Annotated in this window: 26 protein-coding genes; 12 read left to right on the top strand and 14 right to left on the bottom strand. The window is 59.1% G+C overall.

All coding sequences use genetic code 11. The features are described 5' to 3' along the window. Positions 1–237 precede the first annotated feature (237 nt). Positions 238–639 (top strand): hypothetical protein, encoded by a 402-nt coding sequence (locus D9N14_RS04085; RefSeq protein WP_290577193.1) that lies wholly within the window; start codon positions 238–240, stop codon positions 637–639. Positions 640–660: 21 nt separating this feature from the next. Here the strand turns inward: D9N14_RS04085 and D9N14_RS04080 are convergent, their stop codons facing one another. The 5 genes from D9N14_RS04080 to D9N14_RS04060 form a co-directional block, all read right to left on the bottom strand. Further along, on the bottom strand, positions 661–1,119 hold the full coding sequence (locus D9N14_RS04080; RefSeq protein WP_290577192.1) for a hypothetical protein: 459 nt from the start codon (positions 1,117–1,119) through the stop codon (positions 661–663). 78 nt (positions 1,120–1,197) lie between these two features. Continuing rightward, positions 1,198–2,052: a metal-dependent hydrolase gene (locus D9N14_RS04075; RefSeq protein WP_290577191.1), complete on the bottom strand. Its 855-nt coding sequence runs from the start codon at positions 2,050–2,052 to the stop codon at positions 1,198–1,200. A gap of 93 nt (positions 2,053–2,145) precedes the next feature. Then, a complete protein-coding gene (locus D9N14_RS04070; protein ID WP_290577190.1) occupies positions 2,146–2,589 on the bottom strand; it encodes a YqaA family protein in 444 nt (147 codons plus the stop codon). After that, positions 2,586–3,302 (bottom strand): gamma-glutamyl-gamma-aminobutyrate hydrolase family protein, encoded by a 717-nt coding sequence (locus D9N14_RS04065; protein WP_290577189.1) that lies wholly within the window; start codon positions 3,300–3,302, stop codon positions 2,586–2,588. The genes D9N14_RS04070 and D9N14_RS04065 overlap by 4 nt, the downstream gene beginning before the upstream one ends. Before the next feature lie 26 nt (positions 3,303–3,328). Next, positions 3,329–4,327: an amidoligase family protein gene (locus tag D9N14_RS04060; RefSeq protein WP_290577336.1), complete on the bottom strand. Its 999-nt coding sequence runs from the start codon at positions 4,325–4,327 to the stop codon at positions 3,329–3,331. 241 nt (positions 4,328–4,568) lie between these two features. On the opposite strand from D9N14_RS04060, the gene D9N14_RS04055 reads away from it, so the two are divergent. The 5 genes from D9N14_RS04055 (at position 4,569) to D9N14_RS04035 (ending at position 12,399) form a co-directional block, all read left to right on the top strand. Then, positions 4,569–5,543: an oxygenase MpaB family protein gene (locus tag D9N14_RS04055; RefSeq protein WP_290577188.1), complete on the top strand. Its 975-nt coding sequence runs from the start codon at positions 4,569–4,571 to the stop codon at positions 5,541–5,543. A 116-nt stretch (positions 5,544–5,659) separates the two neighbouring features. Next, a complete protein-coding gene (locus tag D9N14_RS04050) occupies positions 5,660–9,565 on the top strand; it encodes a response regulator (RefSeq protein ID WP_290577187.1) in 3,906 nt (1,301 codons plus the stop codon). Positions 9,566–9,606: 41 nt separating this feature from the next. After that, on the top strand, positions 9,607–10,326 hold the full coding sequence (locus D9N14_RS04045) for a Crp/Fnr family transcriptional regulator (RefSeq protein WP_290577186.1): 720 nt from the start codon (positions 9,607–9,609) through the stop codon (positions 10,324–10,326). 83 nt (positions 10,327–10,409) lie between these two features. Then, on the top strand, positions 10,410–10,934 hold the full coding sequence (locus D9N14_RS04040) for a DUF962 domain-containing protein (RefSeq protein ID WP_290577183.1): 525 nt from the start codon (positions 10,410–10,412) through the stop codon (positions 10,932–10,934). A 184-nt stretch (positions 10,935–11,118) separates the two neighbouring features. Then, complete coding sequence (locus tag D9N14_RS04035) at positions 11,119–12,399, top strand: glycerophosphodiester phosphodiesterase family protein (RefSeq protein ID WP_290577181.1); 1,281 nt, start codon at positions 11,119–11,121, stop codon at positions 12,397–12,399. A gap of 42 nt (positions 12,400–12,441) precedes the next feature. On the opposite strand, the gene D9N14_RS04030 is transcribed toward D9N14_RS04035, so the two are convergent. Further along, entirely contained in the window at positions 12,442–12,936 is a 495-nt protein-coding gene (locus D9N14_RS04030; protein WP_290577179.1) for an NUDIX hydrolase, read from the bottom strand. A 195-nt stretch (positions 12,937–13,131) separates the two neighbouring features. On the opposite strand from D9N14_RS04030, the gene D9N14_RS04025 reads away from it, so the two are divergent. Next, positions 13,132–13,890: a lysophospholipid acyltransferase family protein gene (locus tag D9N14_RS04025; RefSeq protein WP_290577177.1), complete on the top strand. Its 759-nt coding sequence runs from the start codon at positions 13,132–13,134 to the stop codon at positions 13,888–13,890. 5 nt (positions 13,891–13,895) lie between these two features. On the opposite strand, the gene D9N14_RS04020 is transcribed toward D9N14_RS04025, so the two are convergent. Then, positions 13,896–14,225, bottom strand: coding sequence for a DUF4156 domain-containing protein (locus D9N14_RS04020; RefSeq protein ID WP_290577175.1), 330 nt, complete (start codon positions 14,223–14,225; stop codon positions 13,896–13,898). Positions 14,226–14,426: 201 nt separating this feature from the next. Here D9N14_RS04020 and D9N14_RS04015 point away from each other — a divergent pair, with 201 nt between their 5' ends. From D9N14_RS04015 to D9N14_RS04000, 4 genes are all read left to right on the top strand, one after another. Then, a complete protein-coding gene (locus D9N14_RS04015; protein ID WP_290577173.1) occupies positions 14,427–15,098 on the top strand; it encodes an OmpA family protein in 672 nt (223 codons plus the stop codon). A 129-nt stretch (positions 15,099–15,227) separates the two neighbouring features. Continuing rightward, the gene (locus D9N14_RS04010; protein WP_290577171.1) at positions 15,228–16,163 is read left to right on the top strand and encodes an AAA family ATPase; all 936 of its coding nucleotides are present in this window, start codon (positions 15,228–15,230) and stop codon (positions 16,161–16,163) included. Positions 16,164–16,173: 10 nt separating this feature from the next. Beyond that, a complete protein-coding gene (locus D9N14_RS04005; protein WP_290577169.1) occupies positions 16,174–17,541 on the top strand; it encodes a vWA domain-containing protein in 1,368 nt (455 codons plus the stop codon). A 52-nt stretch (positions 17,542–17,593) separates the two neighbouring features. Further along, complete coding sequence (locus D9N14_RS04000) at positions 17,594–17,902, top strand: DUF5076 domain-containing protein (RefSeq protein WP_290577167.1); 309 nt, start codon at positions 17,594–17,596, stop codon at positions 17,900–17,902. 222 nt (positions 17,903–18,124) lie between these two features. Here D9N14_RS04000 and D9N14_RS03995 read toward each other — a convergent pair whose 3' ends face one another. Beyond that, a complete protein-coding gene (locus tag D9N14_RS03995) occupies positions 18,125–18,676 on the bottom strand; it encodes a phosphatase PAP2 family protein (RefSeq protein ID WP_290577163.1) in 552 nt (183 codons plus the stop codon). A gap of 10 nt (positions 18,677–18,686) precedes the next feature. After that, positions 18,687–19,490, bottom strand: a complete 804-nt coding sequence (locus D9N14_RS03990; RefSeq protein WP_290577161.1) for a UDP-2,3-diacylglucosamine diphosphatase — start codon at positions 19,488–19,490, stop codon at positions 18,687–18,689. A gap of 157 nt (positions 19,491–19,647) precedes the next feature. Here D9N14_RS03990 and D9N14_RS03985 point away from each other — a divergent pair, with 157 nt between their 5' ends. Continuing rightward, positions 19,648–20,265 carry a hypothetical protein gene (locus D9N14_RS03985; RefSeq protein WP_290577159.1) on the top strand — a complete coding sequence of 206 codons (618 nt, stop codon included), beginning with the start codon at positions 19,648–19,650 and terminating at the stop codon, positions 20,263–20,265. 126 nt (positions 20,266–20,391) lie between these two features. Here D9N14_RS03985 and nhaD read toward each other — a convergent pair whose 3' ends face one another. The 5 genes from nhaD to D9N14_RS03960 all read right to left on the bottom strand — a co-directional run bounded on the left by nhaD (position 20,392) and on the right by D9N14_RS03960 (position 25,074). Then, complete coding sequence (gene nhaD, locus D9N14_RS03980; protein WP_290577157.1) at positions 20,392–21,678, bottom strand: sodium:proton antiporter NhaD; 1,287 nt, start codon at positions 21,676–21,678, stop codon at positions 20,392–20,394. 179 nt (positions 21,679–21,857) lie between these two features. Then, positions 21,858–22,070, bottom strand: coding sequence for a DUF1289 domain-containing protein (locus tag D9N14_RS03975; RefSeq protein WP_290577155.1), 213 nt, complete (start codon positions 22,068–22,070; stop codon positions 21,858–21,860). Positions 22,071–22,138: 68 nt separating this feature from the next. Next, positions 22,139–23,551 carry a substrate-binding domain-containing protein gene (locus D9N14_RS03970; protein ID WP_290577153.1) on the bottom strand — a complete coding sequence of 471 codons (1,413 nt, stop codon included), beginning with the start codon at positions 23,549–23,551 and terminating at the stop codon, positions 22,139–22,141. A 153-nt stretch (positions 23,552–23,704) separates the two neighbouring features. Beyond that, the gene (locus D9N14_RS03965) at positions 23,705–24,556 is read right to left on the bottom strand and encodes a DUF6279 family lipoprotein (protein ID WP_290577151.1); all 852 of its coding nucleotides are present in this window, start codon (positions 24,554–24,556) and stop codon (positions 23,705–23,707) included. 26 nt (positions 24,557–24,582) lie between these two features. Beyond that, positions 24,583–25,074 (bottom strand): DUF2489 domain-containing protein, encoded by a 492-nt coding sequence (locus D9N14_RS03960; protein ID WP_290577146.1) that lies wholly within the window; start codon positions 25,072–25,074, stop codon positions 24,583–24,585. Between the last annotated feature and the right edge of the window lie 16 nt (positions 25,075–25,090).

The raw sequence follows: 25,090 nt of genomic DNA, 5'->3' as shown, positions 1-25,090 counted from the left end.
CCCTATTGGCAGAGTGATTGCATTGGTCACGCCGGTGGGGCCGGTTACGACCCTGAGACCGTCAGCCTGCCGGGGGGAACGTCCATTTTGTCGTAAACACCACTGGAACATCGTGCTCGACGTCGGCTTTGTCACAACCACTTCATGCGCAACCAACAAGCCACTCGAACCCGCCGGCCCCGCCTAATGCCAGCAGACTATGCACTCTGCATTGCACTGTACAGCCAAGGGAGCCTTATGATTCGGTACATCGTCATTCACCTGCACCGCACCAGCGCGCGTTTGCGTTTCCTGAATTTTCGGGATTACCTGTGCGGCCCCACCCCACTGCCCAAACTGGTTGAGCTGACCACGCCTCCGGCCGGCAACACCGCCCCCAGCGAACACCCCAGTGCGTCACTGCAAACACTGCGCAAAGATCTTGGTCTGAAGGAAAGTCAGTTGGAACTGGTGCCGGAATTCCGCTGCTGGATCGAGGCGCCGGGAGAGGTTATTCCGGTCTACATGGCAGCGGCCACCGGACCGGACCCGTTCCCGGCACCCACCGGCAGCCAATGGATCGGACTGCCGGAGAGCTGGCTGTTCACCCCGCTGGAACGCGAGTTGCTGCGGGAAGCCTACGAATTCCTGTTGGGTTAAACAGCAGGGTTCAGCAGCGAGTTAAGCGCTGTAATAGGCGTTGCGCAATTTCATCAGGCTGGCTGCCCGCAGTTCCTGGCCATCGCTGGCCCGGCTCAGCACATAGTCAGTGCCATCCAGAACGATCTCTTCACCGCCTTCTGCATAGGCCACCACATTGCGCTCCGTCACCCATTTGTGCCGGTAGAGACCGCCCTTGGCTTTACTGAAATCCGCCACAATGCCGGCGTGGGGCGGGTTCACCACCACCACCCACCAGGGCGTGTGTGGATCATAGGACCAGGCATTACCCACGGTTTCCGGTGGCAGGAACCGCTCCACCAGGGTTTCACCTGCCACACCATGCTGATGACGGCCGGCAGCATCCACCGGCAAACCGTTCTTCGGCTCGCGGGTTTCCAATACTTCTTCGTTGATAAACGCGTCGATGGCCGGCAGTACGCGATGAGTGGCCCCATCCAGGTTTTTATGTTCAAACATGATTACGCTCCTCCAAAAATTGTCGCATGTGTTGCACACAAAAGAGGGATAGCAAAGCGTATGCCAGACTGGGCGCGTTTAATGCTCCCCCTCGTCCAGATAGCGGCTTTTGAGGGCGCGTAATTCTGCCAGCCGTTGATGCTGCCAGGGGTGAAAGTCTTTTTTGTAAAAATCCAGGTACTCCGGCAGCAGCTTCCACACCATGCCTTTGCGCCCCAGAAAATAGCGGCTTCCCTTTAGCCACATTTTCCAGTTGCGCATCTGGTCCGAGGCCTGCAACAGCTGGGTGGTACTGGCAGCGGTTTCCGCCACAAACAAAACGGTCAGCAATACCATCTGGGATCGCCGCAACCATGGATCGTTCACCAGCTGCTGGTACACATCAAACGCCACTGCCTTGTGTTCGGTTTCCTCAATCACATGCCAGGCCCAGATCTTGCGCACCTGTGGCGCCAGTTTTTCCAGTTCCTGTGGCGACTTGGTCATGAAGAAATCCGCCATGATGGCCGTAATGTGTTCCGCGCATACGGTGTTGGCCAGCTGTCGTTCTTCCGACCAGTTATCCCGCATCCATTGCGCCATTCTGGTCATGCGTTTTTCGATCCTCAGGACCGGAAAGCCCTTGCGCTTCATCAAGTCGTTCAGGGCGTCATGCTCTTTTGAATGATGGGCTTCCTGACCGATGAAAGCACGAATCTGCTTTCTCAGTTCGGGGTCCGTGATCTGGTCCTGAAAATTGCGCACACTCTGGATGAACTGTTTTTCCCCTTCCGGAAAGGTGGCCGACAACGCTGTCAGAAACAAGGTCAGCAGGGGATCCTGGTCATACCAGTAGTCGGGGATGTCATCGCTGAAGTCGAAATCCATGCGCCGGACCTTGATGCCCACGTCCATGACGTCCAGGGTTTCCGGCCGTTTTGCAGCTGCAGTCATAGGGTTTCCCTCTGAGTCATTTTTAGAATAGTGAACAGGATTATGACAGCGGGGAAAGCCGATGTATCAGGGGCAGGTGGGACAGATCACTTGTCATTGGTGGCCAACCCATTCACCGGTGGCCAGGGTGAGCCAGATCACCACCGCATAGCGGGCGCCTTTACCAATGCCGCAGAGCAGCAGCAACACCCACCAGCGAACTTTCATAACACCGGCAATGAAGGTCAGGGCGTCTCCGCCCACCGGCAACCAGGCCAGCAACAAACTCCAGCTGCCGTAGCGTTGAAACCAGGCCTGGGCCCGATGCAGGGAATCCGCCTTGAACGGAAACCAACGCCGGTTTTCAAAATGCAGCAGGTAGCGCCCCAGGACCCAGTTCACCCAGGCCCCCAGCGTATTGCCCAGGGTGGCCGCCGCCCACAGCGCCCAGACGTTCATGCCGTCCAGCAACAGGGTCACCAACACCACTTCGGAATAAAACGGTAACAGTGTGGCCGCCAGAAATGCACTGCCGAACAACACCAGATAACTGCTCACGACAACACCGGATCACGCAGCTGCAGGTGGGCATCGTTGCGGCGTACCGCCTGCGCAAACAGGGCGAACAAACGACGTTGTGCCGCCAGGTAAGGCAGGTATTCCGGATGCCATTGCAATCCCAGCAGAAAGCCATAGCGGCCTTCGATGGCCTGCACAAAGCCGTCCCGATCCCGCCCCACCACGGACAACCCCTCGCCGATGCGCTCCATGGCCTGTTCATGCAGGCTGTTCACCCGTATCGACGGCCGCTGCAAGCCAGCCATCAAACGACTGCTGGCCTCCAGGTCCACCCATTTCACCGGCCGGATGCTGCGTCGATTGGGGGTCACCCGGCGCAGGGGCCGGATGTCCTGATGCAAGGAGCCGCCACACACCACATTAATCAACTGGGCACCGCGGCAGATGCCGATCATGGGCAGGTTGGCTTCCAGAGCCTGTTGAATCATGGCAATTTCAAAACGATCCCGCTCTACATCGTAACGGCGCCGGGGGTGCCATTCACCTCCGTAGTGATCCGGTTCAATGTCATCACCACCACCGATGACTATGCCGTGCACCGGCATCGACGGCATGCCGGTGCGCGCTGTCACGTAGACGGACTTCAAACCCATCAACCCCAACATAAAACGGGTGGCCCACCAGGCAAAGGGAAAGCGTTTGTGGGGTCCGGTGACCGCAATCAGGGGGGAGTCAACCGGAACATGATCCATGGGGGAAGGCGCGGGTGCTTGGATAGTTACCCCTCCTGCAACAGGCGGCGGGAGGTGTTCAACCACTCCGTATCAAACGGCGTGGTAAAAAAGGAATCCAGGTATTCCCCATAGCGGGCGCAGAAGTGCTGCAACCGCTGCGGCGCAAGCGCCAGTCGTTCCACCTGCAACCAATTCTGCCAGGGCTGATCCAGATTCCATTGCGGATTATCAATATCGCAATTGGGTAAACGGTAATGCAGGGTGGGGCGGGATTTGATGCGGGCATCATCCAACCGGTTGCGCACCCGGGGTTCATCCAGAAAGGTGAACAGCGGCAGCATATCCATGCTGCGGTTGCGGGTGGGGTTGTGATCAATGTAGTCGTCGATCAGCTGGGCCAGGTCGGGCCGGTAATCCCAGTCCACCACTAACTGGATGTACTCCTTGCTGAAATGCTTGATGTAGTTGGTGAGCTTGCGGGTAAGGTCAATTTGATCCCGATCCGCAATCCAGTCGTACAGGCAGAGGTACGCCCGCAGGTAGGCCAGAATGGTGGCGATGTCGGTGTTGGGCAACTCCGGATTCAGGTGCAGGCCAAAGGCATAGCGGATGCTGTTGCGGGTGCCCAGGGCGCCGGCTTGACGCAGACGGGTGAACAGTTGCTGCACCTCCGCCAGGCGCGACACCGGCACCGGCGGCGTCACCAGTTCCCAGGGAACAAACTGCTCTGCGGCTTTGGTCAGCAGCTCGGTGGCCACGGCCTCAATGGAAAATTCATCCTCCAGATCGCCGCTCTCCTCCATCAGCGCCCCCAGGGATTTGATGTAGGCGGCATCCAGTTCAATGCCGAACTTGCCCAGGCTGGTGTCCTGCAGGAAAAACTCGAAACTGCTGCGGCGCTGCAGTTTACCGCCGAACTGGTTCTGCACACAGGCAATGATTTGAGCCGGTTCCAGCCCGGCAAATTCCAGCTCCACCCCCACCCGCCGTTCGGCACCGGCTTGGGTGTTGGGCTCGGGGGGCAACCAACGGCTGATTTCCATCACAACAGACCTCCATTGCGCAGGTGTACTTCAGGGCAGGTGCACTGCGGTATCCGCTAAACACCATACATTAGGCATCAACTGTTGCAGTTTTTCGCAGGCCAGTAAACAGAATTCAAAATCCTGTTAGGCAACCGGTGATCCTAATTTCTGTCGTCCATGGCCAACGATCATTTTCAATCGTTTGAAGTCAATACTAAACTGTTTATAGGTTGTTCAGTAGTAGTCGGTGTCTGAAGTTATGCAGCAACTTGCCATTTCGCGCGATATGTTTGAAGCCCAGCTGGCGCTGGCGTCCTCCAAGGTGAAAGATCCCCAAGTGGGCCTGTTCGGCCCGGATTCCATGATGTGGCGTTTGTCCCGCCATGCCCTGTTCGGTGCCCACGGTGCCGGGCGCGCCCTGCTGTTGCAGATTGCCCATCCCTGGGTAACCCAGGGGGTGGATGAGCACTCCAAAACCCGGGCCGACCCGCTGGGCCGGGCCAAACGCACCTTCACCTCGGTACTGTCCATTGTCTATGGCAACCTGGACCAGGCCACCAAATACGCCCGCGCCGTGCACAATATTCACAGCCGCATCCAGGGCAACCTGCATTACGATGCCGGCGCGTTCGGCAAGGGCAGCCATTACCAGGCCAATGAGGCCCACGCCATGCTCTGGGTTCATGCCACCCTGTGGGATACCACGGTGATGATGTACGAGCTGTTCCGCCGCCCCCTGACCCGGGAGGAAAAGAACCGCTTTTACGAGGAGACCCGGCTGTTCGCCTACATGTTCGGCATACCAGACCACATCCTGCCGCCGGACTGGGACGCCTTTATGGAATACAACCGGTCCATGTGGAACTCCGACCAGCTCACCGTCACCCCCGCCACCCGGGAGTTGACCGGTTTTCTGTTTGAGCCCCTGCACTTCACCCTGACGCCGGCCATGGCCTGGCTGAAAATCGCCACCGCCGCCACCCTGCCGGCTCGCCTGCGGGAGGATTTCGGCTTCCAGTATGGTCGCCGGGAGAAGTTGCTGTTTGCCACCGGGCGCCGCATGCTGAGCCTGGCGGAACCGGTAACCCCTGGCATCATTCGCAACGGTCCGGCCTATGTGGAGGCCTCGCGGCGCATTCGGGGACTGCCCTCGACCCTGTTGACCCGGGCTGTAACCCGGGCCCTGTTCGGGCGGCCGGAACTGGTGGCCCTGAAGCCCCCGGCAGACCATTAGCGGGGGAAGATTCTGGCGACCATTCAAGGGCTTAGGTCGCCAGCTGCCACCCAGCGCAGGCGGACAAAGCGGCCTCCTTGATCTATAAATAAAAGGACTGTTCACCAAGGACCGAGGTGCCCGCTCTGAGCAAGTACGCGAAATTCTACCTGTGGCTGGTGCCGGCGACGGCTCTGCTGGTCATTTCAGCAGCTTGCCTGTTCATCGACCACCTCAATTACCAGACCTACAGCGAGCAGCTGCGTAACAAAACCCTTAGCGATATCAGCCTGTTAAGGGCCAAGCTGGAAGGGGAGCTGAGTTCGAACCTGAAAACCGTGCAGGGGCTGGTGGCCGCCATCAAGGTGGAGCCGGATCTGGACCAGGCGCGTTTTGCCGCCTTTGCCAAGCCCCTGTTCGAGACCGACAACCAGCTGAAGAACATCGGCGGGGCACCGGATATGGTGATCCGGTTGATGTATCCCCTGGAAGGCAACGAAGGGGCCATCGGCCTGAACCTGGCCCGGAACCCGCAACAGCGGCAGGCCGCACTGGCCGCCAAAAGCAGCAACGACATGGTGATCGCCGGCCCCCTGCAACTGGTCCAGGGTGGCACCGGCATCATAGGCCGCATCCCCATCATCGTTGAAGAAAACGGAGAGCAGCGCTTCTGGGGGCTGATTTCCACGGTGATCGACGCCGATCGCCTGTACCGGGACGCAGGCCTGCGGCAAGCGGATTCCCCCTATCGCATCGCCATCCGTGGCAAGGATGGCCTGGGCGCCGATGGTGACGTGTTTTTCGGTGATCCCGCCCTGTTTGAGCAGGACCCGGTGCTGGCGGAAGTGACTTTGCCTTCGGGTTACTGGCAAATGGCGGCGGTGCCGGCACAGGGGTGGCCAGCAAGGGCCGACAATGCGGTGATCCTGCGGGGCACCATGGCGATCATTGGACTGCTGCTGATGGCCACCATGGTCGCGCTGAGCCAGCTCTACGCCCGGCGCCAGTCCGACAACCAGCGGCTGAAAGCCCTGGTGGCCCTTTCCACCTCCCAGCAAAAGTCCATGGAACACATGAGCCAGCTGGCCCGCATCGGCGCCTGGGAAGCCAACCTGGAAACCGGCACCCTGTACTGGTCCCCCATGACCAAAAACATCCAGGAAGTGGAACCGGATTACGTGCCTTCGCTGGAGCGTTCCCTGGAGTTCTTCGAAGCCGGCATCCACCGTGAGGCCATGGAAAAGGCCATCGAATTGTGCGTGGAACAAGCGCTGCCCTGGAAGCTGGAAGCCAAGCTGATCACCGCCAAGGGCAGCGAAGTCTGGGTCAACAGCATTGGCCAGGGGGAACACCGTGACGGCCAGTGCGTGCGTTTATACGGCTCCCTGCAGGACATCTCGGAACGCAAGCTCAACGAACGCCGGTTAGCCCAAACCCATCTGGAACTGGAACAGCAGATGGCACTGCTGCAGGCCATCGGCCGTGCGCAGGCCGCCTTCATCACCAACGAAAGCCTTACCGAAGCGGCCGACAGTTTGCTGAAAACCCTGATCGCCCTGACCCAGAGCCACCAGGGTTTTATCGGTGAAATTCAGTACGACGAACAGGGGCGGCCCTCGCTCCGCGTCCGCTCCATGTACAGCGACTCCACCCAGGACCCCAATGGTTTCTATGAACGCTTTTTTTCCACAGACATGGTGTTCCGGGACCCCCATTCCCTCATCGGGCAGACCTTCACCCACCTGCAGCCGGTGATCTCCAACAACCCGCAAACCGACTCCCGTGGCAACGGCACCCCCGACGCCCACCCGCCTTTGCATTCGTTCCTCGGCATTCCCATCCAGAATCAGCAGCGGGGCGTCGCCATGATCGGGCTGGCCAATCGGCCGGCGGGTTACAACCAGAATATGGTGCAGTGGCTGGCCCCGCTGCTCACCACCATCGGCCAGCTTATTGAAAGCTATCGTCACCAGCAGGCCCGCGCCCAGGCGGAGCAGGATCTGACCCAGGCCAAGGAAGCCGCCGAGCAGGCGGCCCGCGCCAAAAGTGAATTCCTGGCCACCATGAGCCACGAGATCCGCACCCCCATGAACGGGGTCCTGGGCATGCTGAACCTGCTGCAGAAAACCCAGCTGGACAGCAACCAGATGCGGCGCCTGAAGTTGGCCCAGTCCAGCGCCGAATCCCTGCTTTTGCTGATCAACGACATCCTGGATTTCTCCAAGGTGGACGCCGGCAAGCTGGACATTGAGATCCTGGATTTTGATCTGCGCGCCATGCTGGGGGATTTCTGTGAAACCATGGCCTTCAAGGCCCAGGAAAAAGGCCTGGAATTGATCCTGGACCTCACCGGCATCGACAACAGCATGGTGCAGGGGGACCCCAGCCGTATCCGCCAGATCTTCACCAACCTGGTGAGCAACGCCATCAAATTCACTCCCAGCGGGGAGATCATCATCCGCTGCCGCCTGCAACCGGAGGGGGACGACCTGCGCTTTGAAGCCAGCGTGCGGGACACCGGGATCGGCATCCCCAAAGACAAACAGAGCATCCTGTTCTCCCCGTTTACGCAGGTGGATGCCAGCACCACCCGGCAATATGGGGGCACCGGCCTGGGCCTCGCCATCTGCAAGCAACTGGCGCACATGATGGGGGGGGAAATTCACCTGGAAAGCGAGCCAGGCCAGGGCAGCTGCTTCTTTCTCAGTCTGAAGCTGGGCTCCAGTGAGCAGTCCCAGCCGGTGCTGCCGGACATCGACACCAGCCAACTCAAAGTACTGTTGGTGGACGACAATGCCACCAACCTGGAAGCCCTGCACGACCAGCTGACCCACTGGGGCGTAGAGGTCCGTTGCGCTGAAAACGGCCAGCGTGCCTTAGAACTCTGTCGGCAGGAACAGCAGGCAGCACCGCAGCGGGCGCGCCCTTTTGACATCGCAATTCTGGACATGAGCATGCCGGGCATGAGCGGTGCCCAGCTGGCCCGCGCCCTGAAAGCGGATGCACACCTGCAATACATCCAGCTGGTGATGATGACCAGCATGGCCCATCGGGGCGATGCCCGTTATTTCGAGGACCTGGGGTTCTGCGCCTATTTTCCCAAGCCGGTCACCACTGAGGATCTGCTCACGGCCCTGTCGGTGATTGCCGCCCGGGAACACACCCAGCCCCAACCGCTGATCACCCGCCACACCCTGCGCTCGCTCCGCGCTGAATCACCGGCGCCGGCGGAGATCACCTGGCCGGAGTCCACCCGCATCCTGCTGGTGGAGGACAATGCCATCAACGTGGAAGTGGCCAACATGATTCTCGGTGAGCAGGGCCTGAGCCCCACCGTGGCCGGCAATGGCGTTGAGGCACTGGAACACCTGTGCAGCAACGCGGACAGCCCCCCCTTCACCCTGATTCTGATGGATTGCCAGATGCCGGAACTGGACGGATACGCAACCACCCGCCGCATCCGCAGCGGGGCCGCTGGAGAGCACTACAAAGCCATTCCCATCATCGCCATGACCGCCAATGCGATGAAAGGTGACCGGGAAAAATGCCTGGAAGCCGGCATGAACGATTACCTCAGCAAACCCATCTGCGCCGACAGCCTGCTGGACAAGCTGCGCATCTGGGTGCTGGGCCAAAGCCCGCAGGAGCCCCTCGTGGCAGAAAGCGCTGAGCCCGCGCTGGCAGAGGTGGTCTCTGGCAGCATGGTGTGGAACGAAAGTGGCGCGTTGGCCATGGTCAGGCAGCGGCCGGAACGATTGAAGACCCTGCTGGAATCGTTCTGCGAGCGGGTTCCGCAACAACTGGAGGAGCTGTCCACCGCGGTGGAGGAACAGAATGTGGCCAAGGTCCGCTACATTGCCCACACCATCAAGGGCAGCGCCGGCCAGATCCGGGCCGGCCAGGTGGAGCAATTGACTGCCGCCATGGAGAGCGCCGCGAAAGCCAACAACATCGGCCAGGTCACCGCCCTGCAACACCAATTGCTGCAGGAGACCCAAGTGGTGTTGCAGCGCTTTTCGGAATGGCTCCAGGCCCATCCCTGAACGTATTGGCTTCCCCCAGACAGTGGAGTACTCTCTAGGCCATGCCGCATTCCGCTTTGGATCCTTCAATCACCACGCTCCTCAACGAAGGGCTCTGGTTCAGTCGTATCCCCACCCCGCTGCAGGAAGCCCTCATCCATCACGGCCGGGAGTTTCACCTGCAGCGGGGTGAAACCCTGTTTCGGCGGGGCGACCCGCCCTGCGGCCTCTACGCCATGATCGAAGGCGCCCTGCGCATCAGCATGGTCAACGAGGAAGGCAAAGAAGCCATTCTCACCTTTATCGACCCGCCCAACTGGATCGGCGAGGTGTCCCTGGTGGACGGCCAGCCCCGCACCCACGACGCCATCGCCGAGACCCCCAGCCGGCTGTTGCACGTGCCCCAGTCTGCGCTGGAACCGCTGCTGCAGGAAACACCGGCCTATTGGCGCTGCATCGGGCAGTTACTGTCGCAGAAACTCCGCTTTACCTTCTATGCCATCGAAGACTATGCCCTGCTGCCCGCGCCCCAGCGCCTGATCCGACGCCTGGTGATGATGGCAGAAGGCTACGGCAACCGCACCACCGACACCCCCCAGACCATCCACCTGCAGCAGGAACAGTTGGGGCGGATGCTGTCGATCTCGCGCCAGACCACCAATCAGATCCTGAAGGACCTGGAAGCCGCCGGATTGCTGCGGCTGGTCTACGGCGGCATCGAAATCCTGGACCTGGCGGGCCTGCAAAAGCGGGGTAACCTGCCGCCAATGTCGGGCAGATGACAGTCTGCCCGGCGGCAACCTGGCTACAATAGACCGTCCATGTGCACCTAACTACACTAGAACAATCATTGAGGGCATCCCACATGAAAACGCTGCAGCAACAGCTGATCCAGTACGCCGAGTACCACCGGGACAAACGCAACATCATGACCCACTTTGTGGGCATCCCCATGATTGTGCTGGCGGTGGCCATCCTCCTGTCCCGACCTCAATTCAGCCTGCTGGGCATCCACCTCACGCCGGCTCTGCTGGTGGTGATTGCCGCCAGCGTGTATTACCTGAAACTGGATCGCCCCCTCGGCATTGCCATGGCGCTGTTCCTGGGTCTGTGCCTGTGGCTCGCCACCCTCACCGCCGCCCAGCCCACCGCCGTCTGGCTGAGCGCCGGCGTTGGCCTGTTTGTGGTGGGCTGGATCATCCAGTTCATCGGCCACATCTATGAACGGCGCAAACCCGCCTTCTTCGACGATGTGATGGGCCTGGCCATCGGCCCGCTGTTTGTCGCAGCAGAGTTGGCATTTCTGCTGGGCCTGCGGCAGTCCTTGCAGGAGCAAGTGGAAGCCGGTGCCGGCCCCACGGTAATCAAAGGTCAGACGGAAGCGTCCTGAGCGAGTGACCCAGCCGTGTCTGGGTCAGCCACAGCCAAGTCGTTCCATCAATTTATTCCCGTCACCGCTCTGTCATTGAGCTGTCACTGCATCGGCACGGCATCGCAATAAACAGACGCTAGGCTGTTTTCTCCGCTACAACCTGAATCATTCTGGTTTAAACTGAACTCCGGAGATTACACCCATGCGAACCATCACGATCACTCTCTGCGCGGCCCTGTTAGCCTTGCTGACGGGCACCGCCGTGGCCGGCAATCACAAACAGGATGCCAAACCTGGCCACCCCCATGGACACTGGCTGTTCAAACACCTGAAAGGCCAGTCAGTGCAGTTAGGCCCGCGCCCATCCTACCTGGTCAACGACATGGACGAAGGCCAGCTGAAACAGGCCCTGCAGCAGTGTGAGAAAGGGCCCTTCTTCAAAACCGATTTTTCCATCGGCCACCGCGGCGCCGCCCTGCAGTTTCCGGAGCACACCAAGGAATCCTATGAAGCGGCCGCCGTGATGGGTGCCGGCATCATCGAGTGTGATGTCACCTTCACCCAGGACAAACAGCTGGTGTGCCGACACTCCCAGTGCGACCTGCACACCACCACCAACATTCTGGGCATCCCTGAGCTGGCCGCCAAATGCAGCGTGCCATTCACCCCCGCTGACCCCATCAATGGCACCCCGGCCCAGGCCAGCTGCTGCACCAGCGACATTACCCTGGCCGAGTTCAAAAGCCTGTGCGGCAAGATGGACGCCGCCGACCCCAGCGCCACCACCCCGGAGCAATACATGGCCGGAACGGCGGACTGGCGGACGGATCTCTACGCCACCTGCGGTACGCTGGTGACCCACGCGGAAAGCATCGAGTTGATCAAAAGCCTGGGCGCCAAGTTCACCCCGGAGTTGAAGTCCCCCAGTGTGGCCATGCCCTTCAACGGCGATTACAGCCAGCAGGACTATGCCCAGCAGATGATCGATGAATACAAAGCCGCCGGCATCAAGCCCAAGCACGTGTGGGCTCAATCCTTCAACCTGGAGGATGTGAAATACTGGATCGCCCAGGAGCCCGCCTTCGGGAAGCAGGCGGTATTCCTGGATGCGCGCATGTACGAAGATGCCGCGTTCGAGCCCAGCCTGGCTGGCATGGAAGCACTGAAGCGCCAGGGTGTGAACATTGTCGCGCCGCCCCTGTGGGCCTTGCTCACCCTGGACAGCGACAACCGCATTGTGCCCTCGGAATACGCCATCAATGCCAAGGCTGCCGGCCTGGACATCATCACCTGGACCCTGGAACGGGACGGCCCCCTGGCCAATGGGGGCGGCTGGTACCACCAGTCCATTCGCGACGTCATCAATAACGACGGCGACACCATGCAGGTGCTGCATGTTCTGGCCCAGGATGTGGGGGTATTGGGCGTGTTCAGCGACTGGCCTGCCACCACCACCTACTACGCCAACTGCATGAAGCTTTAGTTCTTCAAGACCAGTTCAAATCCGCACCACAGCCGGGGCGGGCTAGGGAAGGTCCGCCACCGGTTGATCCCGCTGCAATTGCTCCCGCACCAACTGATCAATCAGGCCATGCTGGCGTTCAAAGCGCCAGGGAATGGTCTGACGCTCTGCCTCATCAAACAGGCCCCAGCCCTGGATTTCCAGCCGGTCTTCAGGTCGTGACGCCAGGCTGGTGTCTGCCTCACAACGATACACATGGAAGCCATTCTGCAAGGTGATGATCCAATAGGTTGGCCGCACCGCCAGCCCGGTTTCCTCCTGGGTTTCCCGCTGCGCGGTACAGACGGCGCGCTCACCGGATTGGGCAGTACCACCGGGCATGGACCAGTGGCCACTGCTGCGCTGTTGCACCATCAGCAGACGGTTGTCTTGAATGATCATACAACCGGCGTTACCCACCCGCGAATCCTCCGGCAGCCAAGCACACTCCGGATTGGAAGACTGGCAGGCAGCAACGGCAAAGGGCAGCAGGAAAACAATCAGGGTTCTGGTATGCATGGGGTCTGGCCTGAAAAATGTCCCCGCCATTATCCAAAAGCCACCGTACCGGGTCCAGACCTGTGTGGGGGATGTCTTTGACGGCGCCTCAGCCACCAGCGGAAACAATCAGAAATACTATGGTGTTTGGCGGTTATCACATTTCCATTACAATTGTATGTCATTCATCCAAGCACACAGACACCGGGTAGTCTCTTGCACACGTCATCCAACAACGCCTTTTCAAGCCTGGAAAAGCAGCTGGGGTTTCTTCTGTATCAACCCTATAAGCTACTGATTTTTTTGCCCATTCTTATTTTCAGCACCAACCTCATCGGGGCCATGGTGGTGGTGTTCATGGCCCTGGGCCTGAACCGCCTGGCACGCTCGCTGCCGGTGCTCTGGGCCCGCATCAATGCCATGGGCTCCCTGTCACGGGTACGGGTCAGCGGGCGGGAACAGGTGGACCCCACGCAGTCCTACGTAATCGTGGCCAACCACCGCAGTCATTTCGATATTCTGGCAGTGTACGGCTGGCTGGGCATTGATTTTCGCTGGGTGATGAAACAGGAACTGCGCAAGGTGCCGGCGCTGGGCATCGCCTGTGAAAAGCTGGGACATGTGTTTGTGGACCGCTCTGACCCGCGCAAGGCCAAAGCCTCCATCGAGAACGCCAAAGCTGAGATCCGGGACGGCACCTCCATCTTTTTCTTTCCGGAGGGAACCCGCAGCGACCGCCGCCAGATGCTGCCGTTCAAGCGTGGCGCCTTCAAGCTGGCCAAGGAGCTGGGCTTGCCCATTCTACCCGTCACCATCAACGGCTCCGGCAGGATTCTGCCCACCAAGACCCTGAACCTTATGCCCGGGGTGGTGGAAATCGTGATTCATGAGCCCATCGACTCAACGGATCTGGACGAGCTGGAACTGGCCCAACTCGCCCGCGACCGCATCGCTTCCCAATTGAAAAGCGCTTAATCCGTTCAGCGTAAGTGAGGGCAGTTCAGGATGATGAAGGCCTGCTTGCCCTCACTGATTTCAGAATCCGCCACCACGGCGTTGCCGCCGATTTCCACCGCCGTATTACGGGCCAGCGTGGCCAGCTCGTCCGCCATTTTTTCCTGATTGCGGTTCACAAACCACACCTTGTCCAACACCTGACTGGTGGTGCGGCGAATCTGCTCGCACTGCTTGGTCTGGAAAGGTTTTAACAGTAATACGTTCTCCGCTTTCGGGTCCAGATCCACCCAGCTGCAACCTGCCAGCAGCAGTGTTCCCATGGCCGTAACGGTCATTGTCTTTATCGTTTTCATACCACTCCTATTGTTTGCGCGATGATCAACCGAGGGCTCCATATTAAATCAGGCGCCCGCAAACCGAAACCGGAGAGCTGCGACCCGGTTGCCATTTTTCATCATAATTGTTCATCAATGCACGGGGTTTTCAGCCGGGAATCGCCCGCTTTGCTGTGTTTAATGAATCCTGTAACCAACACAGCCCATCAGGAGATGAACATGAACCCACTGCAACTGACATCCGCCATCGTTTTGCTGTCTTCCACTTTATTGGTCACCACCGCCTGCAGCAGCCATAAACCCACCCCGGACACCGCCTATACCCCCCGCCAGGAAGCGGCCCCCCATCCGGTTCCGGAAACCGTCGCGGTCATCACCCCGGAAACGACTCAGGACATCAACACCCCCACCCCCCGGCCCGAGCCGCTGGCCCAGGCCGAGCTGGAACCCTTGCCGGACCTGCCCCCGGAGTTGATGGCAGACGACCAGGAGACGATGGATACCGTGGACGTGGTCGCCCCCACGGTGGAAGACACCCGCCCGGCCAAAACCCTGTTCCTGTTCGGGTTTGACCAGAAGCAACTGGATGACCAGGGGGAAACCCTGCTGCGGGAACACGGTCGCTTCCTGGCCTCGCACCCGGAGATGAAGATCCACATCAACGGCCACGCCGACCCCCAGGGGGACGCCAACTACAACCGGCACCTGGCCCAGCAGCGGGCAGAGTATGTGGCGGACCTGCTGCAGCAGGAAGGGGTAAGCCAAGCGCAATTGGAGGTCACCAGCTGGGGTGCCGAGGCGCCGTCCGCCTCTGCCACCCACCACCGCGACAACCGCCGGGTGGAGCTGGTGTATGACGAGGAATATCTGGTTAACTATCAGAGCGAGTGATCAAGCAGGCAGAGCGAGTAATAAGCCCCCCCTCACCCCCAGGCACGGCCTGCGCATCCGGATTCGGTGGGCAGGCCGTGCTGCTTTTATGGTATGGTGGAGGTTTCGCCAGAGAAGAACCCAAACACCATGACCACCCCCACCCACCCCATCAGCGTGGACCAGATCCAGGCCGGCTTTGCCCAATCCGGCTACATCTGTAACGACGACATCGCCATGACCATGTTCCTGGCCTACCAGCTGGAAAAGCCGGTGCTGGTGGAAGGCCCGCCCGGGGTGGGCAAAACCGAGCTGGCCAAAGCCACCGCCCACTACCTCAATTATGAACTGATCCGCCTGCAGTGCTACGAGGGTCTGGATGAAGCCAAAGCCCTCTACGAGTGGAAGTACGGCAAGCAGCTGCTCTATACCCAGGTGCTGAAAGACAAACTGGGGGATCTGCTCAAGGGGGCCCATGGCCTGGCGGAATCCATCGACCGCCTGCATGAGTTCGGCGATATTTTTTATTCAGAACAGTTTCTGGAACCGCGCCCGTTGTTGCAGGCCCTGCAGGCGGAACAGGGCACGGTGCTGCTGATCGACGAAATCGACAAGGCCGATCACGAGTTCGAATCCTTCCTGCTGGAGATGCTGTCCGATTACCAGATTTCCATCCCGGAGATCGGCACCATCAAAGCCCGGCGCCACCCCATCGTGTTCCTGACCAGCAACAATACCCGGGAGCTCAGTGACGCCCTCAAACGGCGCTGCCTGCATTTGTATATTCCCTTCCCGGATGCGGCCCTGGAACGCAGCATCATCCAGACCCGGGTCCCCGGCATCAGCGCGGAGCTGCAGGCACAACTGGTGGGCTTCGTGCAGGAGATCCGCAAACTGGATCTGAAGAAGCAGCCGGCCATCAGCGAAACCATCGACTGGGCACGCACCCTGCTGCTGTTGCACGCCGAAGCCCTGACCCCGGAACTGGTGGAATCCACCCTCAATGTGCTGCTGAAACACGAAGAGGACATCAGCAACGTCAAGGACGACCTGCGCACCCTGTTCAACACACTACTCAAGCGGTGAGCGCACGCCAATGGATCGGGTGATGGTGGATTTCGTCAAGGCACTGCGGGGTAACGGCGTCCGCATCGCCACCTCGGAAACCCTGGACGCCATGCACGCACTGCAGGCGGTGGGTTACCGGGATCGCCGCCGCCTGAAAACCGCCCTGGGCGTCACCCTGGCTAAAACCGAAGAAGAGAAATCCCGGTTTGATGCCTGCTTTGATCAGTTCTTCCAGTTCAACGATTTTGAACAGTTTGAGGATAACCAAAAGCCGGAGCCGCCCCCCGCCTCCCTGTTGCAAAGCCTGTTGAACCCGACACCCCAGCCCGGTGCCGAGCCCCAGTCCGAATTGGGTCAGCTGCTGTTGCAGGGCTCGCCTCAGGACATCGCCCAATCCATGGCCCAGGCAGCCAGCGCCGCCAATGTACGTGACATCCGCGTCATCACCCAGAAAGGCCTGTACGGGCGCCGCATGATGATGGCCATGGGCCTGGAGGCCCTGGAGCAGGAAATGTGGGCTGCTGAGACCGCGGAAGATCCATCCCAGGCCGCCCTGGGCCAGCAATTGCGCCAGGCCCGGGAACGGTTGCGGGAAGAGGTCAAGCATTACGTGGAACGGCAATACCTGCTACAGGCCAGCGGTGACAGCCGCGCCCTGCGGGAATCGGTAATGCGGGAAACCCGCCTGGAAAACCTGCGGGAATTTAAAGACGTGCAAAGCCTGGTGCGCAAACTGGCCAAGCGGTTAGTGGCCACCCACTCCCGCCGTCGTAAAGTGTATCAGCGCGGCAAACTGGATGTGCGCAGCACCATCCGCCATAACATTCCTTACAGCGGTGTCTTGCTGGAAACCCACTGGAAAACCAAACGGGTGGACAAACCCAAAGTCATGGCCATTTGCGATGTCAGCGGTTCCGTCAGCCAGTACTCGCGCTTTTTGCTGATGTTTCTCTACAGCCTGACGGAAGTTATCTCCAACGTGCGCGCCTTTGCCTTCTCGTCAGACCTGATGGAAGTCACCGACTGGTTTGAACGGGAGAACCTGGACACCGCCATCGACCTGACCCTGGATCGCCTGGGCGGTGGTTCCACTGATTACGGTCGCTCCCTGGATACATTCACCACGCTGTGCCTGAATCAGGTGGATCATCGCACCACCGTCATCATGCTGGGAGACGCCCGCAACAATTATGGTGACCCCCGCACCGACCTGTTGCAGGCCGTCCACAACCGGGCTCGCCAACTGATCTGGCTGAACCCCGAAAGCCGTTTACGCTGGGGCAGTGGAGATTCAGAGATGAAACGCTATCAGCCCTATTGCACCTGGGCCGAGCCCTGCCAGTCCCTCAACCAGCTGGAGCGCTTCATTAGCAATCTGCTGCGTTATAGCCAATAATGAAAAGCAACCATCACTGAAAAACCATCCTTAAAAAAATTCGAGAGTGGCTATGTCCAGTAATTCCAGGTCCGATCACCCCAAAACCCTGCCCGTGCCTCCCGAAGTCCAGAATAGCGACGCTCAGGAGTTAGTGCGGGTGTGGGACGTGGATGGCAAACAACATGTATCCATCAGCAATGCCCTGGGGGGCTCGCCTAAACAGTTCGGACAACTGCTGGCGCAAATTGCCCTGTACAGTTCACAGATCTACGAACAAACCGAAAAAATGGACCCCAGCGAATGCCTGCGCCAGATCCTGACCGGATTCAAAGAAGAAGTGGCGAAGGAAGTGACGCGCCCCAAATCCCAGCCCCATTAAGGCCCAGAACAGCGCTCCCTGAATATAGCGACCTGAATATAGCCACCGGCACACACCCAGAAAACACCAGGCAAAAAAAAGGGGAAGCAGACGCTTCCCCTTATCACCGGGATAGATAGGTGCACAACTGCCAGGCAGGCTGCGCAATCCATCTGTTTATTAACATAAGCCGACGGCGCATCGGGTTCATTGAGTTATATCAAGAAACCGAACCCCGCCACGCTACTGCAGGAAAGAGCCGAACAAATTCAGCATCAGTATGGCGTTCACCATGCCCAGCACCGCGCCCATAAACACATCGCTGGGGTAATGTAACCCCAATACCACCCGCGCCAATCCGGTCAGGAGCGCAAAGGGAATCAGCACAACGGCCAGTACCGGCACCGCATAGATCAGCAGAATTCCGAATGCCACCGCATGCATGGTGTGGCCGGAAGGAAAACTGTAACTGTCCAGGGTGCGCGCACCCTGCCGGATGCAACGGTGACTGACAAAAGGTCGTGGCCGCATGGAACGCTTTTTGATGAGCTTGTAGATATACACACCCCAGGACGCCATCAGAATCATCAGGGCGGTGATCACGAACCCTTCCGCCCCCATAAACACAGGAAACAACAGCATCAGGCTGTACCAGAACACCCCATCCCCCAGGCGGCTGATGGCACCGAAGAAGCGGTGCACCTGGTTGTCACGAATCCAGCGATTGAGTCGGATGCAATACAACGCATCCATGTGCCCCACTTTCTCTACTACGGCGGCTACCGACTTTTCCATCCTCAATACCTCAGTTGGTCTGCGGAATGGCAACCCATTCCTCTTCTAGATCGGATTCCCTCACTAACACTTCCTTGTGGTCTGCCCAATGCACCAGCTCGAAACGACCATCATTGGTCTCCACCAGAGCGGTGCAATGTTCAACCCAATCGCCATCGTTGCAGTACAACACACCGTCGATCCGGCGCATCCCGCTCTGATGGATATGTCCGCAGATAAAACCGTCGTATTTGAGTTCTTGTGCCTGACGTGCGGCGATGGTTTCAAACCGTCGAATAAATTGATTGGCTTTGCCAATTCTCTTTTTCAAAAAACCCGCCAAAGACCAGTACGGCAGATTGAACAGCCGGCGGGTGCCGTTCAACAGAGTATTCAATCGCAGCAACAGGGTATGCGACAGATCCCCCACCACATACCAGAACACCCCTGCGTGCAGTGCACTGTCGAATTCATCCCCGTGGCTGACAAAGAAACGTCGGCCATCGGCGCAATAATGAACCCGGTTACGATGTATCTCGATGCCCGCCACCATCTGGCCGCAAAAGCGTCGCATTAATGCATCGTGATTGCCTGGAATATAAATGACCCGGGTACCTTGCCGGGCCAGGGCCATGATCTGTTCCACCACCTGTTCATGCAGGGGGGTGAAGTTCACCCGGCGGCGCATGTGCAGCAGATCGATGATGTCCCCCACCAGATACAGGTACTCCATCCTGCAGGTCTTCAGAAAGTCCAGCAAATACTGTGCCTGACAGGCCGACGTACCCAGATGAACGTCGGAAACGAACGCGGAACGGACTTGGGTCTTGATCATATCCAGCCTCCTGTTGGCAAGAAGACTAGGCGCTTTACAGGGCGTTTTTCTGACAGATCAGTGAACAAATCATGACAATGCCAAGCGGGGAGGCTCGACAAACCGGTAGCACCAGCCTACCATCCCGAGCTGACAGGAACGAAACGGCAGAGACTTTATGATCCAAGCTACCCGATTGATTTTACTTCCATTAGTGCTAATGCTGGCGGCCTGCGCCAGCACCCAGATTGAAGAAACCTGGACCCTGCCCGGTTATACCCCACCGGCAGCAGAGCAACGCAAGGTGCTGGTGGTCACCCTGGCCGCCCAGGAGACCATGCGCAAAGGTTTTGAGTTGGCATTCGTGCAGGAGCTGGAACAGAAAGGCATTCTGGCGGTGCCCTCACACCAGTGGATTGCGGACAGCACCACCATCAACCGGGATACCCTGCGCCCCATCGTTGCGCAGAACGGCATTACATCAGTGCTGGTAAGCAGCCTGCGGGGGGTGGAGAAAGCCCAGACTTACCAGCCACCCCAGCAGGTGGGCCCCGGGGACAATCTATACCGGAATTTCGACACGTACATGGTGTACAGCAGCAGCGGGCAGCATGTGCCAGGGGACTTTGTGGAAATCACCGAATACCTGCTGGAAACCAACCTGTTCAACGCCGCCAATGAAAAGCTGAGCTGGTCGGTGCGCACCCGAACCACCGAGCAGGCCACCCTGGAGAAAGGCGTCCGCAGTGTGGTGTCCGCCGTCATCAAGCAGGCGGGGCACGACAAGGTATTCTGAGCCTGCGTCCCGGTGACCATTCAAACCGCCAATAAACTCAAATAATCCCCAACAAAAAAGGGTGCTCCAAGGCACCCTTTTTTGTCAGCGGATTGCACACAGCCGATTACGGTTTCCCGCAACGAATCAGAACATATCCGCCAGCAGCATGTGGCAGAGGATGCTGGCGGCATACCCCAGGGCAATCGCCCAACTCCATTTCAGGTGGCTGAAGAAGGTGTACACCCCTTTCGACTGCCCCATCAACGCCACGCCGGCCGCGGAGCCCACCGACAGCAGGCTGCCGCCCACTCCAGCGGTGAGCGTCACCAGTAGCCACTGGTCCAGATTCATGGTGGGGTTCATGGTCAGCACTGCAAACATCACCGGAATATTATCCACCAAGGCCGACAATACACCGACGATGACATTGGCGGTGGTGGCACCCCAACCGTCATACATGATGTGGGACACTTCGGACAGGTAACCCAGGGTGCCCAGCCCACCGACACAGAAAATCACGCCGAAGAAGAACAACAGTGTGTCCCACTCGGCCCGGGCCACTTTGTTGAAAATATTGAACTCCGCCGGACCGTCTGCCGAGTGCTGGGTGATTTTGATGTAATAGGAGAAGACCAACAGGTAACCCAATCCGGTCATCATGCCCAGGAACGGCGGTAAATGCAGAAACTGTTCGAAGGAAACCGCCGTGGCAATGGTGCACAGGAACAACAGGCAGATGCGGCGGGCACCGCGCTTCATCTGCACACTCTCTTCGATTGGGGTTGGGGTGACCTTGGGCACCGCAAAGTTCATCAGCACCGCCGGTACCAGGAAATTCACCACGGCGGGTACGAACAACGCGAAGAAATGCAGGAACTCGGCTTTACCACTCTGCCACACCATCAGGGTGGTGATATCGCCGAAGGGGCTGAAGGCACCGCCGGCATTGGCAGCAATCACGATATTAACGAATGCCAGGGAAACAAAGCGTGGACTGTCGGCACCCACCGCCATCACCACGGCCCCCATCAGCAGCGCCGTAGTCAGGTTATCCGCTACCGGGGAGATGAAGAACGCCAGCCAGCCGGTGATCCAGAACAGGGTACGAAAGCTGTAGCCCTTTTGCACCAGCACCGCCCGCAGCTTTTCAAACACATTGCGCTCGGTCAGCGCGTTGATGTAAATCATGGCGGTCAGCAGGAACAGGAACAGAGCCGCATACTCGTTGACGTTGTGGTCTACGGCATGATCCAGCATCTCCTTGCCGCCTTCCACATTGCGCGCCACCAGGGCCACCAGCACCCAAATGGCGCCGGCTGCCAGAATAACCGGTTTGGATTTCCGCATGTGGATGAATTCTTCCGCGATGACGAATCCATAGGCCACCACAAACAGCACCACCGCGGTAATCGCCAGAGGATCCCCTATCATTTGCAAACTCCCGGCCGCCCACGCAGGGGCTGTTCCCAACAGGGACAACAACAACACCCATAACCGATTCGCTTTCATTTACCTTGTCTCCTTAAAAAAACTGCGCGCTATTGTACCGGCTTATGCTGGAAAACAGTAATTTCCTGGCGGCTATTTGCCTAATCGCCGCAGGGGCACCATTATCGGGTCCAGCCAGGGAAGTGCTTGCGCCGTCGCTGGGCACCGGCCAGTACCTGCTCGCGCTCCTGCGCACTGTATTGGCTCCAGTTGCGGATTTCCTCCAGGGTACGACCACAGCCCAGGCAGACATCCTCTTGATTAAGGCAGCAATTACGCACGCAGGGGGATTGCGCTGAAGGGGGGGAAGAAGACAAGGGTTTGGAGCGGGACATAATCCACCGGTTTCGTCAGCCTGCTTTTCAGTATAGCTGAAGTGGTCGACCTGCCCCGCCCTTTTCGTTTACTGAATCCAGATTTCCACGCGGCGGTTGCGGTCGGCGTTCAGGCTCGCAGGGTCTGACACGGATACCGCGTTGCCGGCCAGGGCCGAGATCGGATTGCGGATACCTTCCGAGCGCAGGGCCCAGCGGACGTTTTGCGCCCGCAGCCGGGACAGGGTGGCACGGCCGGTGCCTGCCAGCGGATTGGAGAAGCCCACCAGGGTGATGCGGCTGTCGCGGTGACCGGGCTGGGCCAGAAAATGGGCCAGGCGCTCCACATCCAGGCGGGATTTATTGTCCAGGGCCGAGGAGCCATCCTGGAAGCGGATATTCAGGTTCATCCGCTGCATGCCCGCCAGGCGGCCATCCTCGGATTTCATGGCCAGGGCATAGAGTGCCTGGGCGACATAACCGCTCTCCGCCACCACGGCCTGCCCGGCATCGCTGTGCACAAACGCCAGGAATTCCGCCACCACCGGTTTGAGGGCGCCGCCGCTGGCCGAGTAAAAGTACAGGCGCCGGGACAGGGGGTAGTCTTCTGTTGCCACCGTCATCTCACTGGGGGCCAGGGCCAACGCCTCACCATCGGACAGGGCCAGTGCTTTTGCCGCGCCGATGCTGGGCAGGGCGACAAAGCCAATGGCATCCACGTCCGCCTGCACCTGGGCGGACAAATCGTCGTTGGATTCGTAGCGGCGGGCCTTGGCACTCACTGCAGCGCCAGCGAGCACCAGGTGTTTGAAGGTGTCGTAGGTGCCGGAATTGTCGTCCCGGGCATGCAAGCGAATCGGGGCAGAGCGACCGCCCACGGCGGACCACTGGGTGATTTTGCCGGAAAAGATGTCACGCACGCTCTCCAGTGGCAGTTTGCTCACCGGATTATCCTGATGCACGATGACCGCCAGCCCATCAATGGCAACGATATGTTCATTGCCCAGATCCCGCATGGCCCCCAACGAGGCCAATTGGCTGACTTCGGTATCTTTGACAGGGCGGGAGGAAGCCCCCAGGTCGGCACTGCCATCCAGCAGGGCCCTGAAACCAGTGCTGGAACCGTGGGCGGCCACCGGCACCGCCACCACCACGGACTGTTCCCCTTGCTGCAGACGGGCCAACACCTTGCGGCTGTGGGCACGGCCCGCCTCCGCCACCACCTGCACGTCGGTGAACCCCGCTTGCTGCAGGAATGCACTGATCAGCGCGGGCGCCAGCTTTTCCCCCACGGTGTTGGAACCGGCCACGCGGAACAGGGTGATTTCCGGCTGGGTCAGGGCCGCCTGGGCCAAACCGGAACGCCAATCGGCGGCGGCCTGCAGCGACGCACTCTGCCCACAGATGAACAGCGCCACCAGCAGCCATTTCACTCTAAACAACACACCATACAGCACACCACACAGAAAGGCAGATCCATTGCCATCACGAAACTTCACCATAACAACCTCTCGAGCAGCCTGCACCCGGAAGCCGGTGCAGATATAGGAAAGAACCCTCTCCAAGGCGGCGGATTATAGAGCCCGGACAGGCGCCTGACGAGTCGCGTTAATGAAACTTATACAAGAATATCAATTACTAACAATCGAAAGGGGTCAAATCTGGGCGGACAACAACTGAAAGTCATCCGCGTAACTGCGCAGCTTTTTTACCATGTGGCCGCGTTGCTTGGGGGTCAGGGTTTTATCCAGTTGCAGGTACAAATCCACGGCCAGTTCACTGTTGTAAGCCAGCTTGCGTTTCAGCGCTTCGCTGCGGCCGAAATCGGGATCGGAAATCAGTTTCCTGAATGCGGCCTCATAGACGGGTCGATCGCTCCGCAATGCCAGTACCCGGCGAAACTCATCCTGCCAGGCCAGCCGGGCCGATTCGATTTCCGGCCCCATCAATTCAAACTGCCGCACCCATTCCGCGATCTGTTGGGCCTGATCGGAGGACAGCCGCCCGGTCCAGCGTTCGGCGTACTTGATCACTTCCTTGTAGCGTTGCTTGCGCTGCTTGTCGGCACTGACTTCTATGTATTCCCGACGGTATTCTTCATTATCCTGCTGCAGGCGGGCGAACAACTGCTCGATTTGTCCGTCAGTGGCGGTGGCCAGCAGATCGATCAGGTCATTCAGCATCCGGTCCATCAGCGCCTGGGCAAACTGTTCGGTCTGGGCCTCGATGCGGGCAATATCCGGGCGCGTTAACCCCTGCTCCGCCTGATCCGCCACCTGGTGCAGGAACGCCGCGTAACGGGGCAGTTGGTCGGTACGATGCCAGGCCAGGTAGGCTTGCAGCCGTTGCCCGAACAGCGCCTCCTGATCGCGCTCCAACTCGACATAATCCTCCAGATACCAGGGGATCAGCCAGTCCAGCTGGTTATAGACAAAGCGCACGCCGCAGCCGGTCAATAACCAGCTTAACAGCACCACCAGAGTGAAACGCAGTAGACGGGAACTCATACCAATGTATTACCGCTGGAATTCTGTCAATTTATGGATGCCCCCACCCCTTTACCAAAGGGATGGCCTTTCACATACGCCATAACATCCATGACAGCCTCATTATGTTTTCGTTCCAACGCCCACATTTCCTGCTCAAACTTGCGCTGGTGTTTACGCTCCAGGGCTTTCCACTGGCTGTGGGTGGGGATGTGGCGGGTGGCATTGTAGACCTCAAACACCACAGAGAAACGGTGCTTGGTGTCGCAATCCAGAGGCAGGTTATCCAGCAGCACCGCCATGCGGATGCAACCTTCGGTGATGGGGCATTGGTTGTCCAGCACAGCCGAGGCGATCACATTAAGACTTTCATGGATGTAATCCAGACGATCCTGTTCGCTGCGGGCCCGCTGTTGTTCCAACTGTTGCTGCATCTGCGCCTGCTGGCGCCCCATGCGCCACACTTTCCACCAGAGCCAACCCGCCACTCCGGCCAAGACCATCACCACCAGCGCGAGCCCTGCAAATAACCAAACCATCGCTCTACCTGTACCC

The sequence above is a fragment of the Ketobacter sp. genome (assembly GCF_003671495.1).
In the GTDB taxonomy this organism is placed as follows: Bacteria; Pseudomonadota; Gammaproteobacteria; order Pseudomonadales; family Ketobacteraceae; genus Ketobacter.
This window is presented reverse-complemented; position numbering and strand designations above follow the sequence as displayed.

Coding starts and splice junctions, on each gene's coding strand:
- D9N14_RS04055 (WP_290577188.1), top strand. CDS start 4,569: ATGCAGCAACTTGCCATTTCGCGCGATATGTTTGAAGCCCAGCTGGCG.
- D9N14_RS04020 (WP_290577175.1), bottom strand. CDS start 14,225: ATGAAAACGATAAAGACAATGACCGTTACGGCCATGGGAACACTGCTG.
- D9N14_RS04075 (WP_290577191.1), bottom strand. CDS start 2,052: ATGACTGCAGCTGCAAAACGGCCGGAAACCCTGGACGTCATGGACGTG.
- D9N14_RS04030 (WP_290577179.1), bottom strand. CDS start 12,936: ATGCATACCAGAACCCTGATTGTTTTCCTGCTGCCCTTTGCCGTTGCT.
- D9N14_RS04080 (WP_290577192.1), bottom strand. CDS start 1,119: ATGTTTGAACATAAAAACCTGGATGGGGCCACTCATCGCGTACTGCCG.
- D9N14_RS04010 (WP_290577171.1), top strand. CDS start 15,228: ATGACCACCCCCACCCACCCCATCAGCGTGGACCAGATCCAGGCCGGC.
- D9N14_RS04065 (WP_290577189.1), bottom strand. CDS start 3,302: ATGGATCATGTTCCGGTTGACTCCCCCCTGATTGCGGTCACCGGACCC.
- D9N14_RS03990 (WP_290577161.1), bottom strand. CDS start 19,490: ATGATCAAGACCCAAGTCCGTTCCGCGTTCGTTTCCGACGTTCATCTG.
- D9N14_RS03970 (WP_290577153.1), bottom strand. CDS start 23,551: ATGGTGAAGTTTCGTGATGGCAATGGATCTGCCTTTCTGTGTGGTGTG.
- D9N14_RS04040 (WP_290577183.1), top strand. CDS start 10,410: ATGAAAACGCTGCAGCAACAGCTGATCCAGTACGCCGAGTACCACCGG.
- D9N14_RS04035 (WP_290577181.1), top strand. CDS start 11,119: ATGCGAACCATCACGATCACTCTCTGCGCGGCCCTGTTAGCCTTGCTG.
- D9N14_RS04000 (WP_290577167.1), top strand. CDS start 17,594: ATGTCCAGTAATTCCAGGTCCGATCACCCCAAAACCCTGCCCGTGCCT.
- nhaD (WP_290577157.1), bottom strand. CDS start 21,678: ATGATAGGGGATCCTCTGGCGATTACCGCGGTGGTGCTGTTTGTGGTG.
- D9N14_RS03995 (WP_290577163.1), bottom strand. CDS start 18,676: ATGGAAAAGTCGGTAGCCGCCGTAGTAGAGAAAGTGGGGCACATGGAT.
- D9N14_RS04005 (WP_290577169.1), top strand. CDS start 16,174: ATGGATCGGGTGATGGTGGATTTCGTCAAGGCACTGCGGGGTAACGGC.
- D9N14_RS03985 (WP_290577159.1), top strand. CDS start 19,648: ATGATCCAAGCTACCCGATTGATTTTACTTCCATTAGTGCTAATGCTG.
- D9N14_RS03965 (WP_290577151.1), bottom strand. CDS start 24,556: ATGAGTTCCCGTCTACTGCGTTTCACTCTGGTGGTGCTGTTAAGCTGG.
- D9N14_RS04045 (WP_290577186.1), top strand. CDS start 9,607: ATGCCGCATTCCGCTTTGGATCCTTCAATCACCACGCTCCTCAACGAA.
- D9N14_RS03960 (WP_290577146.1), bottom strand. CDS start 25,074: ATGGTTTGGTTATTTGCAGGGCTCGCGCTGGTGGTGATGGTCTTGGCC.
- D9N14_RS04015 (WP_290577173.1), top strand. CDS start 14,427: ATGAACCCACTGCAACTGACATCCGCCATCGTTTTGCTGTCTTCCACT.
- D9N14_RS04060 (WP_290577336.1), bottom strand. CDS start 4,327: ATGGAAATCAGCCGTTGGTTGCCCCCCGAGCCCAACACCCAAGCCGGT.
- D9N14_RS03975 (WP_290577155.1), bottom strand. CDS start 22,070: ATGTCCCGCTCCAAACCCTTGTCTTCTTCCCCCCCTTCAGCGCAATCC.
- D9N14_RS04085 (WP_290577193.1), top strand. CDS start 238: ATGATTCGGTACATCGTCATTCACCTGCACCGCACCAGCGCGCGTTTG.